General features: G+C 32.4%; 13 protein-coding genes, 1 tRNA gene, 2 rRNA genes and 2 riboswitches. Of the genes, 4 read left to right on the top strand and 12 right to left on the bottom strand.

The genetic code is table 11. From position 1 onward, the window contains the following. Positions 1-132 precede the first annotated feature (132 nt). From argH to CLRAG_RS09085, 7 genes are all read right to left on the bottom strand, one after another. Complete coding sequence (gene argH, locus CLRAG_RS09115; RefSeq protein ID WP_065078154.1) at positions 133-1,449, bottom strand: argininosuccinate lyase; 1,317 nt, start codon at positions 1,447-1,449, stop codon at positions 133-135. A 1-nt stretch (position 1,450) separates the two neighbouring features. Next, the gene (locus CLRAG_RS09110; RefSeq protein ID WP_065078153.1) at positions 1,451-2,656 is read right to left on the bottom strand and encodes an argininosuccinate synthase; all 1,206 of its coding nucleotides are present in this window, start codon (positions 2,654-2,656) and stop codon (positions 1,451-1,453) included. Positions 2,657-2,742: 86 nt separating this feature from the next. Continuing rightward, complete coding sequence (locus tag CLRAG_RS09105) at positions 2,743-3,522, bottom strand: amino acid ABC transporter ATP-binding protein (RefSeq protein ID WP_065078152.1); 780 nt, start codon at positions 3,520-3,522, stop codon at positions 2,743-2,745. A gap of 33 nt (positions 3,523-3,555) precedes the next feature. Continuing rightward, positions 3,556-4,206 carry an ectoine/hydroxyectoine ABC transporter permease subunit EhuC gene (gene ehuC, locus CLRAG_RS09100; RefSeq protein WP_023162835.1) on the bottom strand — a complete coding sequence of 217 codons (651 nt, stop codon included), beginning with the start codon at positions 4,204-4,206 and terminating at the stop codon, positions 3,556-3,558. A gap of 29 nt (positions 4,207-4,235) precedes the next feature. Further along, positions 4,236-5,060 (bottom strand): ABC transporter substrate-binding protein, encoded by an 825-nt coding sequence (locus tag CLRAG_RS09095; RefSeq protein WP_065078151.1) that lies wholly within the window; start codon positions 5,058-5,060, stop codon positions 4,236-4,238. Positions 5,061-5,447: 387 nt separating this feature from the next. Beyond that, positions 5,448-6,134: a beta/alpha barrel domain-containing protein gene (locus tag CLRAG_RS09090; protein ID WP_065078150.1), complete on the bottom strand. Its 687-nt coding sequence runs from the start codon at positions 6,132-6,134 to the stop codon at positions 5,448-5,450. 93 nt (positions 6,135-6,227) lie between these two features. Then, a complete protein-coding gene (locus CLRAG_RS09085) occupies positions 6,228-8,627 on the bottom strand; it encodes a homocysteine S-methyltransferase family protein (RefSeq protein WP_065078149.1) in 2,400 nt (799 codons plus the stop codon). A 273-nt stretch (positions 8,628-8,900) separates the two neighbouring features. Beyond that, positions 8,901-9,008: riboswitch (SAM riboswitch) on the bottom strand. Positions 9,009-9,342: 334 nt separating this feature from the next. Continuing rightward, positions 9,343-9,451, top strand: a riboswitch (SAM riboswitch). A gap of 111 nt (positions 9,452-9,562) precedes the next feature. Between CLRAG_RS09085 and CLRAG_RS09080 the strand changes: the two genes are divergently transcribed. Further along, complete coding sequence (locus CLRAG_RS09080) at positions 9,563-10,846, top strand: O-acetylhomoserine aminocarboxypropyltransferase/cysteine synthase family protein (protein ID WP_065078148.1); 1,284 nt, start codon at positions 9,563-9,565, stop codon at positions 10,844-10,846. Positions 10,847-11,146: 300 nt separating this feature from the next. On the opposite strand, the gene CLRAG_RS09075 is transcribed toward CLRAG_RS09080, so the two are convergent. Both CLRAG_RS09075 and CLRAG_RS09070 read right to left on the bottom strand, forming a co-directional pair. Continuing rightward, the gene (locus CLRAG_RS09075; RefSeq protein ID WP_065078147.1) at positions 11,147-12,157 is read right to left on the bottom strand and encodes an isocitrate/isopropylmalate dehydrogenase family protein; all 1,011 of its coding nucleotides are present in this window, start codon (positions 12,155-12,157) and stop codon (positions 11,147-11,149) included. 46 nt (positions 12,158-12,203) lie between these two features. Then, positions 12,204-13,565: a beta/alpha barrel domain-containing protein gene (locus tag CLRAG_RS09070; RefSeq protein ID WP_065078146.1), complete on the bottom strand. Its 1,362-nt coding sequence runs from the start codon at positions 13,563-13,565 to the stop codon at positions 12,204-12,206. A 398-nt stretch (positions 13,566-13,963) separates the two neighbouring features. Here CLRAG_RS09070 and CLRAG_RS09065 point away from each other — a divergent pair, with 398 nt between their 5' ends. The 3 genes from CLRAG_RS09065 to CLRAG_RS09055 all read left to right on the top strand — a co-directional run bounded on the left by CLRAG_RS09065 (position 13,964) and on the right by CLRAG_RS09055 (position 16,706). Further along, positions 13,964-14,689 carry a lysophospholipid acyltransferase family protein gene (locus CLRAG_RS09065; RefSeq protein WP_065078145.1) on the top strand — a complete coding sequence of 242 codons (726 nt, stop codon included), beginning with the start codon at positions 13,964-13,966 and terminating at the stop codon, positions 14,687-14,689. Positions 14,690-14,909: 220 nt separating this feature from the next. After that, positions 14,910-15,770 carry a ComEC/Rec2 family competence protein gene (locus CLRAG_RS09060; protein WP_065078144.1) on the top strand — a complete coding sequence of 287 codons (861 nt, stop codon included), beginning with the start codon at positions 14,910-14,912 and terminating at the stop codon, positions 15,768-15,770. 21 nt (positions 15,771-15,791) lie between these two features. After that, positions 15,792-16,706, top strand: a complete 915-nt coding sequence (locus CLRAG_RS09055) for a DMT family transporter (protein ID WP_065078143.1) — start codon at positions 15,792-15,794, stop codon at positions 16,704-16,706. A gap of 90 nt (positions 16,707-16,796) precedes the next feature. On the opposite strand, the gene CLRAG_RS09050 is transcribed toward CLRAG_RS09055, so the two are convergent. The 3 genes from CLRAG_RS09050 to CLRAG_RS09040 all read right to left on the bottom strand — a co-directional run. Continuing rightward, positions 16,797-16,871: transfer RNA gene (locus tag CLRAG_RS09050), tRNA-Asn, on the bottom strand. Between the two features lie 14 nt (positions 16,872-16,885). Further along, positions 16,886-17,002 (bottom strand): 5S ribosomal RNA (gene rrf / locus CLRAG_RS09045). A 110-nt stretch (positions 17,003-17,112) separates the two neighbouring features. Then, positions 17,113-17,285 (bottom strand): 23S ribosomal RNA (locus tag CLRAG_RS09040); the annotation flags it as partial.

Here is a 17,285-nt window from a genome sequence, read left to right as displayed (position 1 = left end):
AGGGTTCTACCGACGCAGTATGATAAAAAATAGGCTAGCATACTGACTAGTTATTTCTTTGAAAATGCCTAATTATAAGCGTAAGTAGAAAACAATTATAAAAGTCTTCTACTTACGCCTTAATTTTACATACTATCTGAGATTTTTCTTAATTCCTCTATTTAATGTATTTTCATAGTTTATAAACTCATATACATCATCTGAAAAAAGAGAGCTAAACTTTTTCAGTTCATCTACAGAAACATCTTCTATAGCCTTATCTCCTTCTTCACAATACAATACAATTTCACCAATTACTTTGTGAGCATCTCTAAAAGCCATTCCTTTATTAACCAAGTAATCAGCTGCTTCTGTAGCATTTAAAAATCCTCTCTTAACAGCTTTAAATGTATTGTCTTTTTTGATTTTTAATGTGGAGAGCATACCACTCATAACTTTAAGACAGCTTAATACAGTATCTAAGGAGTTAAAAAACTGTTCTTTATCTTCCTGCATATCCTTATTGTAGGCAAGAGGAATGCCTTTCATTGTGGTAAGCAGTGACATGAGCGAACCGTATACTCTCCCTGTTTTGCCCCTTATGAGTTCTGCAGCATCGGGATTCTTCTTCTGGGGCATTATGCTGCTTCCTGTAGAAAATTCATCATCTATCTGTACAAAATCAAATTCTTTACTGCTCCATAATATAAGTTCTTCACTTAAACGGCTTAAGTGCATCATTATTATAGAAAAATTCGATAATAACTCCAGGACATAATCCCTATCACTTACACCGTCTAAAAAGTTATCTACAGGCTTTTTAAAGCCCAATTCTTTTGCAGTAAAACTTCTATCTATATTATAAGTTGTTCCAGCAAGAGCACAGCATCCAAGTGGATTTTCATCCATAATTTCAACTGCATTCAATATTCTTGCTTTATCTCTTTTTAACATATTGTAATACGCCATTATGTGATGCTTAAAAGTTACAACTTGTGCCCTTTGAAGGTGTGTATACCCAGGCATCATTATATTGTTATTTTCTCCAAGATTTTTGATTACATCTTGAAGTTTCTCTATGTTCTTTATAACTTCTAATGCACTTTTTTTACAGTATAATCTAAAATCCACTGCTACTTGGTCATTTCTACTTCTAGCAGTATGCAGTTTCTTTCCTACCTGTCCTACTCGCTCTATTAAATTCACTTCTACAAAAGTGTGTATATCCTCATAATCTCCTTCTATTTTAAGTTTTCCATCTTCAATGTCACTTAAAATAGATTGCAGTCCTTTTAATATGGATTCTCCTTCTTCTTTAGACAATATATTGCATTTGGAAAGCATTTTTACATGAGCCATGCTTCCCTCTATATCTTCACTGTAAAGAAGTTTGTCAAAGCTAAGAGAACTATTAAAATCCTCCATAAGCTTGCTTTCAGATTTTTTAAATCTTCCTCCCCAGAGTTTCATATTAATTTTCCTTTTCCTTTTTTACCGCAGCTCTTATTTTAGAAGGTAAACTGAAGATTTTAATAAATCCATCTGCATCTTTATGGTCATATAAATCACTTGCACCAAAAGAAGATATACTTTCATTAAATAGAGGATGTAAGGCATCTATACTTGCTGGCATTATATTTCCTTTATATAACTTTAATTTTACGGTTCCTGTTACATTTTCCTGAGTAGACTCAACAAAAGCATCCAGTGCCTCTCTAAGACTTCCAAACCAAAGTCCATCATATACAAGCTCACCATATCTTTGAGATACTAATTGTTTATAGTGAAAAGTATCCTTGTCTATAGTTAATCTTTCAAGAGCAGTGTGTGCAGCATATAATAATGCTCCACCAGGAGTTTCATATACACCTCTTGATTTCATGCCAACCAATCTGTTCTCTACCATATCAACTATTCCAATGCCATTTTCTCCACCTATTTTGTTTAGCTGTTCCATCATATCTAAAGGGCTTAATTCTTTTCCATTTAATTTTTTAGGCTCCCCTTTTTCAAAATAAAGTTCTATATATGTGTCTTCATCTTTTGCTTTTTCAGGTGTAGTAGTCATAAAGTACATACTTGTTTTATGCTCATTTCTTGGATCTTCCAAATCCCCACCTTCATGACTTACATGCCAAATGTTTTTATCATTTGAATATATTTTTTCCTTAGTTACAGGAACATCTACTCCCTTTGAATTTGCATAATCTATAGCATCTTCTCTGGACTTTATGTCCCATATTCTCCAAGGTGCTATTATCTTTATTGTAGGATCAAAACTTGCTACTCCAACCTCAAAACGTACCTGATCATTTCCCTTTCCTGTACATCCGTGAGCTATATATTTTGCTCCTTCTGCATGAGCTATTTCAACTAATCTCTTAGCCATAAGTGGTCTTGCAAGAGATGTACCTAAAAAATACGCATCCTCATACAATATATTGGCCTTTACTGCCTTAAATAAATAGTCTTTTACAAATTCTTCTTTCAAATCTTCAATATATACTTTAGAGGCCCCTGTTCTAATGGCTTTCTTTTTTACTTCTTCCATGTCATCATCTTGTCCTACATTTATACAAGCTGCAATAACCTCTAAGTCATAATTTTCCTTTAACCAAGGAATAATAATTGATGTATCTAATCCTCCTGAATATGCTAACACAACTTTATCTTTCATGAATTCGCCCTCCATATATATTTAAATTTTAATAAACAGCTTAAACAAATAAAAGTAATTAAAATCACAGCTAAAATACTGGCTTTTTATTTTAAAACTTTATTTAAAAATTCCTTAGTTCTATCTTCTTTCGGATGTGAAAATACTTCCTCTGGAGTCCCCTCTTCAACTATCTTTCCTCCATCCATAAATATAACCCTATCAGCTACTTCTCTGGCAAACCCCATTTCGTGAGTTACTACTACCATTGTCATACCTTCCTTAGCCAGATCCTTCATTACATTCAAAACTTCTCCCACAAGTTCAGGATCTAAGGCTGATGTTGGTTCATCAAACAACATTATATCCGGATTCATTGCAAGAGCCCTCGCAATAGCAACCCTCTGCTGCTGTCCACCTGAGAGTTTAGATGGATAATATTCCATCTTATCTGCAAGTCCCACCTTACTTAAAAGTTGCTTAGCTCTTTGTAAAACCTCTGACTTTTTTTCTCTTTTTACAACTAGTGGAGCTTCCATAACATTTTGAACAGCTGTCATATGTGGAAACAAATTAAAATTTTGGAAAACCATTCCCATCTTTGTAGTTATTTTTCGAAGCATTTTTTTGTCCTTAGGGTTTAGCTTATCCCCTTCTATAACTATAGTTCCACTATCCAATTCCTCCAGATGATTTAGACATCTTAAAAGTGTACTTTTCCCTGATCCTGAGGCCCCTATAACTACAAGGACCTCACCTTTCTTTACTTTCACATTTAAATCTTTAAAAACTAAAAGATTATTAAAACTCTTAGTTAAATTAGATGCTTCTATCATATATTCATTTTTATCTAAATTTTCGCCATTATTTAAAATAGCATTTTCCATAAATCAAACCTCCACTTAAAATTACTCTAATTTCTAACTGTAAATGGCCAATCTTCTTTCGAATATTCCAAATACAGTTGTAAATACAGTTGTCATTATAAGATACAATATTGCTGCAGTTAAAAATACAGATATTGGATCAAAGCTACTTGCATATATCTGCTGAGCCGACCTCATAAGTTCAACCATAGCTATAGTAGATACCAATGAAGTATCCTTTAATATGGATATAAATTCATTTCCTACTGGTGGTATTATTATCTTCCAAGTTTGTGGTAAAATAATTTTTCTCATAGTCTCTACATAACTAAATCCAAGAGCTTTTGCTGCTTCAAACTGTCCTTTGTTTATGGATTGTATTCCACCTCTTATTATCTCAGCCATATATGCACCACAGTTTAATCCAAGTCCTAATATAGCTGCAGTAAAAGGAGTAAGCTCTATTCCAATAAAAGGTAATCCATAGTAGAAGAAAAATAGCTGCAAAAGTAAAGGCGTTCCTCTAAATATCCATGTATAAAAACTTGATACTAATTTTAATACAATATTTTTAGACAATTTCAAAAGTGCCAAAAATACTCCAAGCATAGTTCCTAATATCAAGGTGATTACTGTAAGTTCAATTGTCATTACACTACCCTTTAATAAAATAGGTAATATATTTTTAATAAATTCTATGTTCACTTACCTTACCCACTTTCTTTTTGCATATACTATTTATATATATCTTCTCCAAACCATTTAGTAGAGATTTTAGACATTGTTCCATCTTTTTTTAACTCATCTAATGCTTTTTGTACTGATGTTTCAAGTTCCTTGTCTCCCTTTTTAAATCCTATTCCCATAGGCTCATTGGTAAGTTTTTCATTAAGTACTGTATATTTTCCTTTCTTGTCAGGGCTAGATATATAATATTTTCCAACTGGTTCATCTACTATAACAGCATCAATTCTTCCTATTAATAAATCCTGAAGTTCTTCTGTAGTCTTATCATATTTTTTAACTTCTTTTATGCCTTGTAACGTTTGAACAACTTTTTCACTAGTTGTACCAAGTCCTACTCCTACTTTCTTTCCAGCTAAATCTTTTGAAGTCTTAATTGCTTCATTTCCAGTTTTAGTAACTATAATTTGTGCATTTTGTATATAAGGCTCTGAAAAATCTATTTGCTTTTTTCTCTTTTCGTCAATACTAAGTCCTGATATTATAACATCAAATTTTCCAGAGTTAAGTGCTAAAATTATTCCATTAAATTCAGTACATACAAATTGAGTCTTTACTCCCAGCTTTTTGCCTATGGCATTTGCCATATCTATATCAAAACCTTTAAGTACGTTTTGGTTATCTCTAAATTCCATTGGTGGAAAAGAATCTTCAAGACCTACCTTTAGAACTCCTGCTTTTTTTACCCTCTCTAAAGCATTCTGTCCTTTTTGTCCATCTCCACTATTACTGTTACTGCTCCCGCATCCTGCAAATAAAGCAGCTGCAAAAACAATTGTCAACATTACAATTATTGTCTTTTTTAACTTCTTCATTTTTTTCCCCTTTTCTATAATTATTATTTTTAACTCCTTAGGTTAAATATATAAATAATTATACATTTATTTTTATATTTATTCAATACCTTTTTTGCTTTTTCATAGTATTTTATTGTATTCTTATATATTTTTAAACTGCAAAAGTTAAGCTAATTAAAAATAAGAGGGCTGACATACTAGTTAACTAGTGAAGCAGCCCCTGTTTATCCGATGACTACCTGCTCTAATACTCCCACTTCTCCAAGTTGGAGTAAAGAGCAGCTACGTCCCTGGATAACGATTTTTCCTAAAGGATAACGCCTTCTAAGTGCTGAAGCACTAAGAATCCTGTTAATAAGCATTAGGTGGAGTCAAAACTCCATCTGATGCCAAGAACTCTGTTTATTACATATTCCTGTACTTTTCCATAGTTCCCTTAAACAATTCTGCCGTAGAAGGAGGACTATAGGAAATAGCATTTGCACCTGCTTCTATAGTTTCCTCTATACTTTCCTTAGTCCTTCCCCCTGTAGCTATAATAGGAATGTCCTTATATTTTTCTCTTATTTTTCTCACAAGAGAAGCACTATTCTTACCTGCAGATACATTTAATATGGAAGTTCCCGATTCCATTCTCTTTTGAATATCATCTCTTTCAGATACTACTGTAACTATAATAGGAATGTCGATAGCCTCTCTAACAGCTCTTACAATTTCATTAGGTGTAGGACTATTTAAGACTACCCCCATAGCTCCAGTAAATTCAGCATTTAATGCTAAGTTTACAACTCTTTTTCCTGTAGTAAGTCCACCCCCTACACCGCAAAATATAGGTACATCAGAAGCTGTAACTAATGACTCTGTTATAACTGATTGGGGTGTAAAAGGATAAACTGCTAAAATAGCATCTGCATCTATATTTTTTATAACTGCTATATCCGTAGTAAATGCAAAAGATTTTATCCTCTTTCCAAAAACTATTATGCCGCTGGCCTCTCTTATTACACCAGGAAAATTTATCATATGTCCTCTAAGTACTCCTCTTATTTCTGGTACATACTTAACATCTTTTTTATTAATCTTCTCACCCATTTTTATATCTCCCAAAACCTATTTTTATATTGTCTCTCTTACATATTATTGTATATTAAACACATCAAATATTCCATAAAAATTATTTTTATTCTAAACTGAAAATAATTCTTCTGCTATCTTTACAGTTTCTCTAGCATCTTTAGCATAATAATCTGCACCTATCATATCTGCATAATTTTGATTTAATACTGCTCCACCTACTACAACTTTACATTGAAGCCCCTTATCTCTTATAGCATCTATAGTCTTTTTCATATTGCTTACGGTAGTTGTCATAAGTGCACTGAGCCCTACTAACTTTACATTATTTTTTATTATAGCATTTACTACTTCGCTAATATCTACATCTCTTCCCAAATCTATAACTTCAAATCCATAATTCTCCAAAAGTACTTTAACTATATTTTTTCCTATATCATGTATATCTCCTTTAACAGTAGCAAGTACTATTTTTCCCCTGGATATCTTATTTTCGCCACTTTTAAGCATATCTTTCTTTATTATTTCAAAAGATTGTTTTACAGTTTCAGCTGATTGTATTAACTGTGGTAAAAATATATTCTTGTTCTCATATTGTACGCCCACCTCATCTAACGCCGGAATTATATGGGAATTTACTATATCTACTGACTTCTTACTCTTCAAAAGCTTACAAGTTAGCTCTACTGCTTCCTCTTCCATTCCATCAATAATCGCCTGTTTTAGGTTTTTATCATTTTCACCTGAATTAGGAATATCACTTCCCCATTTTGCTTTTTCACCTTCAGATTTACTGCTATATTTTTTTACGTATTCCTTCGCTTCTTTATCTATATTTGTTAAGACTTCAAAAGCTGAAATAATATCTTTCACGCCTTTATCTGCTGTATTTATTATTGGCAAGTCGAGTCCTGCCTGAAGGGCAAGTGCAAGAAAAGTCCTATTTAATATACATCTTCTAGGTAATCCATAGGATATATTGCTTACTCCAAGGGTAGTCTTTACTCCAAATTGTTCCTTTAAAATCTTTATGGCTTTTATTGTCTCAAGGACTTCTTCTTGCTGGGCAGATGCAGTTAACGTAAGACAATCTACTATTATATTCTTTCTCTTGATGCCATAGTTTTCGGCAGTTTTGATTATCTTCTCTGCAATCTTTACCCTCCCCTCTGCAGTATCAGGTATTCCATTTTCGTCTATAGTAAGCGCTATAACACAGCCTCCATACTTCTTTACTATTGGAAATACTTCTTCCATGCACTTTTTTCTACCATTTACTGAATTTATTATAGGTTTACCATTATAAACTCTAACCCCAGCCTCTAAAACTTTAGGATTTGGGCTATCTATATCTATAGGCAATTGTACTACTTTTTGTATTGCCTTTACTGCTTCTTTCATAGCTTGAACTTCATTAATCTCAGGAAGTCCTACATTAAGTCCAAGTATATGTGCCCCTTCTTCTTTTTGCTGCACCGCTTCTTTCTGTATAAAATTCACTTTTCTTTCTTTAAGCTCTTTCTTATAAATATCTCTACCTGTAGGATTAATTCTCTCTCCTATAAATTTTATCCTATTACCTAAAAACACAGTATCCCTGGCTGAACACACTGCGGTATAATTTTTTTCTTTTATCTCTAAAGGTACTGTATTTTTCAAACTTTCTACCATAGTTTTTATAAATTCAGGACTTGTTCCGCAGCATCCTCCAAAAAACCTAACTCCTTTTTTTGCCATAATAACTACGTTTTCTGCAAACTCATCTGAAGTTATATCATAAATCGTATTTTCACCATCATACTTTGGGAGTCCTGCATTAGGCTGAACTATAACGGGTATAGAAGAATACTTTAAGATTTCATCTACAATATCTTGCAATTCTTCCGGTCCCAAAGAACAATTCACTCCAAGGGCATCCACCCCCAACGATTCAAGCACAAATACCATAGTTTTGGGATCTGTTCCCATTAGAGTTCTTCCATCCTGCTGGAAAGTCATTGTACAAAATATTGGAAGAGAACTATTTTCTTTTGCTGCAAGAATAGCTGCCTTTGCTTCGTACAAATCAGACATAGTTTCTATTAAAATTATATCTGCTCCCGCTTTTTCCCCTATAATAACCTGACTTTTAAACAATTCATATGCAGATTCAAAACTTAAACTCCCTGTAGGCTCCATAACCTGTCCTGTAGGTCCTATATCAAGTGCTACTAATTTATCCTTTGCCTCTTCCTTTGCAATTTTTACTCCAGCTGTAATTACATCTTTTATTGTATAATCAGAAGAACTATACTTAAGTTCATTGGCACCAAAAGTATTTGTTATTATGATATCTGATCCTGCATTTAAATATTCCCTATGTACTTTTCTTATAATCTCTGAATTTGTTATATTTAATGTTTCTGGAAGTTCACCTACTTTAAGTCCTGCTCTTTGAAGCATGGTTCCCATGGCTCCATCAAAAAAAATAAATTTGTTGTTAAACTTATTTAATAAATCTTTAAATAGCATTTGCTGCACTCCTTTTTCAAATACAAGTTTCATGTTCAAATTATTTAATCCATTACTTCTTGTATAAAATTTTAAACTTTAAACAAATTTTATACAATACATTTAAATTATTTAATATTGTATAATTGTATAAATATACATTAATATTATTTAAAATTAATAGTTATTTACTCAGATTTAGAACATTAACTATTAATTCTTCATTTTTAACTATTAACTAAAAAAGCTGCCCTTCAATCAGAAAAGCAGCTTTAAATTTGACAAAATCAACTTTCCTTATCTTTCAGAATTCGTTTTATTCTGCAGGAATTAGCACCGATGCACTTTAGTGCCGGTTGTTGGGTTTCACTGGGCCAGTCCCTCCACCTCTCGTGATAAAAGTGCTTTAATATTAATACTTTAACTATCAATTGTCAATACTATTTACATGACTATTTTACTATAATTCGTAATATCAATGAATCTTACTTAGTGGGACAAGCAGAGAACTTAAATCTTTGATTTAAAGTGAATCGCTTTCTCTTTAGAGTTTTATTTCTCCCACTAAGTCTAGATGAATTATCTAGGGGCGTAGCTACTGTAACACTCCCACTTTGATAGAAGTGGGAGTGTTACAGTAGGTAGCCATCAGACAAAATTTTCTAAATATTTTTTTATTTTTCTATTGACAAACCTTATCTATGTCTGGTATGATTTTCTCAATCGAATACGGAACTTCTTATCCAGAGTGGCAGAGGGACTGGCCCTATGATGCCCGGCAACCTGAATGATCATTTTCATTCAACGGTGCTAATTCCAGCAGGTGTAAACCTGAAAGATGAGAAGCATGAAGATAGAATCTTCTTGTAGCTTATCTTACAAGAAGATTTTTTTATTCTGCCAGGTTATAGAAGTTTCGTCCAAAATATTAAAAAAAGTATTAGGAGGAATAAACAATGAGTGAAGAAAGAAAATTATCATTTGAAACATTACAAGTACATGCAGGCCAGGTGCCTGACCCAACTACAGGTGCAAGAGCAGTTCCAATCTACCAGACTACATCCTTTGTATTTAAAGATGCCGATGAAGCAGCAGACTTTTTCCAGCTTAAAAAACCTGGAAATGTTTATGCCAGAATAATGAACCCAACAGAAGATGTATTTGAACAAAGGGTAGCAGCCCTTGAAGGCGGCAGTGCAGGTCTTGCTACATCTTCGGGACTTGCAGCAATACTTTACGCTGTATTAAATGTGGCAAGTGCAGGAGATAATATAGTTTCAGCTAGCACACTTTACGGCGGCACTTACGAATTATTTTCAGTTACTTTAAAGAAATTAGGAATTGATGTAACATTTGTAGATCCTGATGATCCTGAAAATATCAGAAAAGCTATTACAGATAAAACTAAAGCAGTTTATGCTGAGACAATAGGAAATCCTAGAATAAATGTTTTAGATATAGAAGCTGTGGCAAATATAGCTCATGAAAATAAAATACCACTTATTCTAGATAATACTTTCGGAACTCCATACCTTGTAAGACCAATAGAATATGGTGCAGATGTAGTTGTTCATTCTGCAACTAAATTTATAGGTGGACATGGAACTACAATTGGTGGAATTATAGTAGATGGAGGAAAATTTGACTGGGCAGCAAGCGGAAAATTCCCTGATTTTACAACACCTGATGAAAGCTACAACGGACTTGTATATGCAGACCTTGGCCCTACAGCATTTGCTACAAAAGCCAGAGTACAACTTTTAAGAAATACAGGAGCAACACTAAGTCCACAAAGCGCTTTCTATTTCTTACTTGGACTTGAATCACTTTCTCTTAGAGTAGAGAGACATGTAGAAAACACACGAAAAGTAGTTGAATTTTTAAGCAAACATCCAAAAGTTTCATGGATAAATTACCCTGAACTTGATGGAAGCCCATACAAAGAATTAGCTAAGAAATACCTTCCAAAAGGAGCAGGTTCAATATTTACCTTTGGAATAAAAGGCGGACTTGAAGCAGGAAAGAAATTTATAAACAGCGTCAAATTGTTCTCCTTACTTGCAAATGTAGCAGATGCAAAATCACTAGTAATTCACCCTGCAAGTACAACTCATGCAGAGTTAAATGAAGAACAGCAAAAAGCTGCTGGAGTTACTCCAGATCTTATAAGGCTTTCAATAGGTGTAGAAAATATTGATGACATTATATACGATTTGGATCAGGCTCTTGCAAAAGCTTGATAAATAAGAGGCTGACATACTAATTAATTAGCATATCAGCCCCATATTTGCTATTGTCATCATCTTATAATTAAGTACTAAAGTTTTGCACATATAAAACTTTCACTTAATATAAAAAAATTAGGAAGGAAAGCTTTTGAAAATAACAAAGTTCAAATAGCAAAGAACAAATAAAGATGATTTTCCTCGTACCTCAGGAAATATATAATTTTAATATTTTCTGACGTTAGGAAGAAAATTATCCTTATTTGACATTTTAACTTTGTACTTTGTTCTCTAAAAGAATCGAATTAAGTATACTTAATTACAATTTTCAATTTTCTCTATAATAGCTTCAGTAAATCCGCTTGTAGTGGTATTCCCTCCTAAATCCTCTGTTAAATATTTACCTTCTCTAAGTACAGCTTCTACAGCTAGCTCTATTTTATTTGCCGCTTCTGTTTCACCTAAATAGTTAAGCATCATAACTCCTGAAAGTATTATAGCTGTTGGATTTGCTTTGTTCTGTCCTGCAATATCTGGAGCCGAGCCATGGGCAGCTTCAAACACTGCTGCATCTTCTCCTATATTGGCTCCTGGCACTAATCCAAGCCCACCTATAAGGCCTGATGCCATATCTGATAAAATATCTCCATACAAATTAGGCATAACAAGTACATCATAGTTCTCTGGATTAAGTACAAGTTTCATACTCATAGCATCTACTATTACACTTTCAAATTCAATGTTTTTATATTTTTCTGCTACTTTTTCAGCTGTTCTTAAAAAAAGCCCATCTGAAAGTTTCATTATATTAGCCTTGTGAACTGCGGTAACTTTCTTTCTTCCATTTTTAATTGCATACTGAAAAGCTGCCTCTACTATCCTTTCACTTGCTTTTTTAGATATTATTTTAACGCTTTCCGCTATTTCATCGTTTATCATATGTTCAATCCCTGCATACAGATCTTCTGTATTTTCTCTAAATATTACAAGATCCACATTATCGTATCTACATTTTACTCCAGCATAAGTTTTTATAGGTCTTATATTTGCATATAGATTTAAATTTTTTCTAAGAGTTACATTTACACTTTTAAATCCTTTTCCCACAGGGGTCGTAACTGGTGCTTTAAGTGCTACTTTATTTTTCCTTATACTTTCTATAATATTATCCGGTATTGGTGTTCCATATTTATCTAGAACTGAGGCTCCCGCCTCAAATATTTCCCAGTCAATATCTGCCCCACTCTTATCTATAACTTTTTTTGCAGCTTCACAGATTTCTGGTCCTATACCATCACCTTTAATAAGAGTAACTTTATGTGTCATTTTTTATCCTCCATTGTTATCTATTATTCTAAATTTTATACCTACTCTAACTGGCTCTTTCCTCTTTTTTTTGTGAAATATCTGGCAGCATCTTATCAACTAATAATTCTAATTCATCATTTCCTATTATGCTAGTTCTTCCTGCTTTATATTGTTCATCCACCCATTCTTTAATTTTAGCAATTCTAGTATCCCATTTATCAACTTTTTCTTCATTTTTTAATCTATAATAGGTATTAATCCAGGCTGCAATTCCAGCGTGACCGGAATATTGATTTACAGCTACTACAACTGGTCTTCCTAAAATTTTATCTGTATCAAATATATTATAGATTTCTTCATCTTTTAATATTCCATCTGCATGTATTCCAGCTCTAGTTACATTAAATTCTTTTCCCACAAAAGGGGTTCTAGGTGGAACTGAATATTCCATTTCTTTTTTAAAATACTCTGATAATTCGGTTATAACCTCAAGTTTCATATTTTTAGTATTTCCTTTTATCTGCGCATATTCAAATATCATAGCTTCTAGTGGACAATTTCCTGTTCTCTCCCCAATTCCTAAAAATGAGGTATTTACAGCTGATGCACCATATAGCCAAGCTGTTGTCGAATTATTCACTACTGCATAAAAATCATTGTGTCCATGCCATTCTATACATTCTGAAGGAACACCACAATTGTTCCTAAGTCCATGCATAATAGCCTGTACGCTTCTTGGTAATTCCACGCCACTATAGGATACTCCCAATCCAAGAGTATCACAGGCTCTTATCTTTATAGGAATGCCTGACTGTTTCGATAATTCCATTAATTTATTTACAAGTGGAACTACAAATCCATAAAAATCAGCCCTAGTTATATCTTCTAGATGGCATCTTGGACGAATTCCATTATCCAACGCTTCTTTAACTATACCTAAATACATATCCATAGTTTCTTTTCTAGTCTTTCTCAACTTTTTAAATATATGATAATCTGAACAAGACATAAGCATTCCCGTTTCTTTAATTCCCATTTGTTTTACCAACTTAAAATCTTCTTTATTAGCCCTTATCCATGAAGTAACCTCCGGGAATTCATATCCTCTTTCCATACATACCTGGGCAGCTTTCCTATCTTTCTCTGTGTATAAAAAAAATTCCGTCTGTTTTATTATTCCCGAATTGTTATCCAAATCATGAAGGTAATCAAAAATTCTAATTATCTGCTCTGTAGTATAAGGAGGCATTGACTGCTGACCATCTCTAAATGTAGTGTCCGTAATATATATTTTTTCAGGTAAATCTTTAGGTATTTGTACTCCATTAAAATTTATTTTTGGAATTTCATCATAGGGAAATATATTTTTATAAAAATTGGGACTATCTACATTATTTAATTTATATTCATAGGAACTTTTTTTCATTTAATTCATCTCCTCGGATTAATATTGGACCTATCTTTTAAAATGGCTTTTTGAATTATTTTATACATTATATTTCATATATGAATTTTGCGCCTATTTTTTGCAATTTATATTTATGTACTATTTTTGAATATTTATAAGTATATTTATGGCTTATTAGGACTATTTCTATAATAAATATGCTTATATTGTATCACTTTTATTATTGATAAGCAAATATTTATTTGTTATTTTTGACGCTATTTTATATAACGTATTCATTATAGATCTTTTATAGTGTGCAATAGGATTTTTAAATCAAATATTGGCTCCATACTAATTTAAAGTACTGTATATGTTATAATAAATGTTGTATTATCATGAACTCATAATTAGAATTTTCAAGGAGGAATAATTTTATGTTAAAAACTTTTTTATTTTATGTAGTTTTTTTCTTGTATATGGTCTATTCATTAGTTAAAAAATTAAAATTAGACAGAATTAGAAAAAGTGGTTCTGAAAAAGAAGCTGAAAATTATATATATATATCTGTGAAAAAATGGTCTGATTTTATATTAAAGCTTATAAATGCATCTGTAAAAGTAACCGGTACAGAAAACATCCCACAGGTTCCCTGCCTTTTTGTTTCAAACCATCAAGGTTTTTTAGATATACCTATAATACTATCTTCTTTAGATAGGACTGTAGGATTTATAGCTAAAAAAGAACTAACAAAGTTCAAATTAGTTTCTTACTGGATGAAGCAAATTAATTGTATTTTTATAAATAGGGAGGATATAAGAGAATCCATAAAGTCTATAAATAAAGGTAGTGAACTATTAAATAATGGACATAGTATGGTAATATTTCCTGAAGGCACCAGAAGTAAAGGCCCTAGAATAGGAGAATTTAAAAAGGGAAGTTTAAAACTGGCTTTAAAATCTAAAGTACCTATAGTTCCAATTGCTATAGATGGAAGTTATAAACTAAGAGAGGGAAATGCACATTCTATGATAAAATCTGCAAATGTAAATGTAACTATATGTAAGCCCATCTATACAGATTCTCTTTCGAGAGAAGAGAGGGAATCTTTAGCAGATAACATAAAATCAGAAATAAGTAAACATATTTATTTAGAAAATTAATATAGGATTCATCCGATGACTACCTTCTCTAATACTCCCAGAGTAATGAGCAGCTATGTCCCTGGATAACAATTCTCCCTAAAGGATAACGCCTTCTAAGTGCTTATCCCCACTTTGAAGAAAAAGCAGATATTCCAAATCTTTGATTTAGTGATAGTCGATTTCACAGAGTGCGATGGGGGGTTAGCGATGGTAGCAATCGGATAAAGGAGGACACTGAATGAAATTTATAAAAAAATACTTTAATATACTATCAATTGTATTTATTTTCATATTTCTAATGTCAGGATGTACAAGTAATACAAATTCAAATACTACTTCCAACTACAGTGGACTTAAAGTTCATTATATAGATGTAGGACAAGGAGATAGTGAATTAATACAAGTAAATGGGAAAAACCTTTTAATAGATGCTGGTCCAAATGAAAGTAGAGACAAATTAATGTCTTATTTAAGTAAACAAAATATTAAAAAACTTGACTTTGTAATTGCAACCCATCCTGATGAAGATCACATAGGTGGCATGGGAAATGTAATAAAAAAATACACTGTTGATAAGTTTTATACTCCTAAAAAAATAGTTAATACAAAAACTTTTGAGTATATGATTCAACAATTAAAAAATAAAAATATGAAAATAGATACTCCAACTCCTGGATTACAGTTAGACTTAGGTAAAAATACAACTGCAGAAATACTTGCACCTAATAGTAAGAGTTATCCAGATACAAATAATTATTCAGTAGTATTAAAACTAACTTATGGAAATACCAAATTTCTTTTTACAGGGGATGCAGAAAAAACAAGTGAAATGGAAATGATAGATAAAAATTATGATCTATCAGCTGATGTATTAAAAGTTGGTCATCATGGTAGTTCAAGCTCCACTTCACAACAATTTCTGGATAAAGTTAATCCTAAAATAGCAGTAATAAGCTGCGGAAAAAATAATAAATATGGACATCCACATAAAAAGACAATAAATAAACTTAAAAAGAAAAATATACAAATATATAGAACCGATGTAAGTGGAACAATCATACTCACTAGTAATGGAACTAAAATAAATAAACTAGATTAATAATCACAGAAAGGAATTGCAATGAATGCTCAAATTACACTAAAAAACAATTCAAGAATGAAAGGAATACTACTAGTAGTATCTGCTTCTATACTCTGGGGCGTTTCAGGACCTGTAGCTCAATATCTTTTTCAAAAAAAAGATATTAGTCCAGAATGGCTTGTAGATATTCGTCTTTTACTGTCAGGATCACTCCTACTTATATTTCTATACTTAAAGAATGGCAAAAATATCTTTAATATATGGAAATCTAAATATGGTAGAAGAAACATTATTCTCTTTAGTATCATAGGATTAATAGGCGTACAATATGGCTATTTTGCATCGATTAAATATGGTAATGCTGCTACAGCTACAATACTTCAATATCTTAGTCCAGTAATAATTGTATGTTATGTGTCCTTTAAATCTAAAGAACTTCCTTCCTTAAGGGAAACATTATCAATTCTGCTGGCTTTATTAGGTACGTTCTTCCTCATTACTAGAGGTAATATACATAGCCTAGCTATTTCCAACTTAGCTTTATTCTGGGGAGTTTTATCAGCATTTGCTGCTGCATTTTATGTAGTTCAACCTGCATATATTATTAAAAGATGGGGGTGTGATATTGTAATTGGTTGGGGAATGCTTTTAGGTGGAATATTCTTTAGCTTCGTTCATCCTTTTTGGAGAATACAAGGAGAATATTCTACTGATTCAATTTTAGGAATTACTTTTGTGGTTGTTTTTGGAACCCTTGTTTCCTTCTATTGGTATTTGGATAGTACAAGGTACATTAAAGCTTCAGAAACGAGTTTACTTTCTTGTTTAGAACCTATGTCTGCAACTACAGTGTCAATACTATGGCTTCACACTCCTTTTGGTATATTTGATATTATAGGAAGTATACTTATTTTAAGTACGGTTTTAATTTTATCCTACAACAAAAAATCTTAATAATAGATGCATTAAAATAAAGCAGATTAGTTAAACTAATCTGCTTTTATGTATATTCAAATTTATTGCTTTTAATTCAAAAAATAAAAATGGCTCCGTGGAGAGGGCTCGAACCTCCAACCCTTCGGTTAACAGCCGAATGCTCAACCATTGAGCTACCACGGAACAATAATTTTTTTACCTGGCAGCGACCTATTCTCCCACAGGGCCTCCCCTGCAGTACCATCGGCACTGTGAAGCTTAACCTTCCTGTTCGGTATGGAAAGGGGTGTTACCTTCACGTCATTACCACCAGATTATTATCGAAAATTGCCATTTCTATCAATTTTCTTTTCTATTATCTTTTAAGAGTTCAAATTACTCTGTCCTCTCAAAATTGCACAGTAAACTTTTCTTTCGTTTTTATTTGGTCAAGCCCTCGACCTATTAGTATCAGTCAGCTTAACAAGTTGCCCTGCTTACACCTCTGACCTATCTCCTCGTGTTCTTCGAGGGGTCTTACTAGCTTACGCTATGGGAAATCTTATCTTGAGGTGGGCTTCACACTTAGATGCTTTCAGCGTTTATCCCTTCCCAACT

Source organism: Clostridium ragsdalei P11 (assembly GCF_001675165.1).
Classification (GTDB): domain Bacteria; phylum Bacillota; class Clostridia; order Clostridiales; family Clostridiaceae; genus Clostridium_B; species Clostridium_B ragsdalei.
The sequence above is the reverse complement of the archived record's forward strand: the minus strand, read 5'-3'. Positions and strand labels throughout refer to the sequence as shown.

Excerpts from the sequence above, each read along its gene's own strand:
- CLRAG_RS09095 (WP_065078151.1), bottom strand. The coding sequence starts at position 5,060 with ATGAAGAAGTTAAAAAAGACAATAATTGTAATGTTGACAATTGTTTTT.
- CLRAG_RS09110 (WP_065078153.1), bottom strand. The coding sequence starts at position 2,656 with ATGAAAGATAAAGTTGTGTTAGCATATTCAGGAGGATTAGATACATCA.
- CLRAG_RS09070 (WP_065078146.1), bottom strand. The coding sequence starts at position 13,565 with ATGAAAAAAAGTTCCTATGAATATAAATTAAATAATGTAGATAGTCCC.
- argH (WP_065078154.1), bottom strand. The coding sequence starts at position 1,449 with ATGAAACTCTGGGGAGGAAGATTTAAAAAATCTGAAAGCAAGCTTATG.
- CLRAG_RS09085 (WP_065078149.1), bottom strand. The coding sequence starts at position 8,627 with ATGCTATTTAAAGATTTATTAAATAAGTTTAACAACAAATTTATTTTT.
- CLRAG_RS09080 (WP_065078148.1), top strand. The coding sequence starts at position 9,563 with ATGAGTGAAGAAAGAAAATTATCATTTGAAACATTACAAGTACATGCA.
- CLRAG_RS09065 (WP_065078145.1), top strand. The coding sequence starts at position 13,964 with ATGTTAAAAACTTTTTTATTTTATGTAGTTTTTTTCTTGTATATGGTC.
- CLRAG_RS09105 (WP_065078152.1), bottom strand. The coding sequence starts at position 3,522 with ATGGAAAATGCTATTTTAAATAATGGCGAAAATTTAGATAAAAATGAA.
- CLRAG_RS09090 (WP_065078150.1), bottom strand. The coding sequence starts at position 6,134 with ATGGGTGAGAAGATTAATAAAAAAGATGTTAAGTATGTACCAGAAATA.
- CLRAG_RS09075 (WP_065078147.1), bottom strand. The coding sequence starts at position 12,157 with ATGACACATAAAGTTACTCTTATTAAAGGTGATGGTATAGGACCAGAA.
- CLRAG_RS09055 (WP_065078143.1), top strand. The coding sequence starts at position 15,792 with ATGAATGCTCAAATTACACTAAAAAACAATTCAAGAATGAAAGGAATA.
- CLRAG_RS09060 (WP_065078144.1), top strand. The coding sequence starts at position 14,910 with ATGAAATTTATAAAAAAATACTTTAATATACTATCAATTGTATTTATT.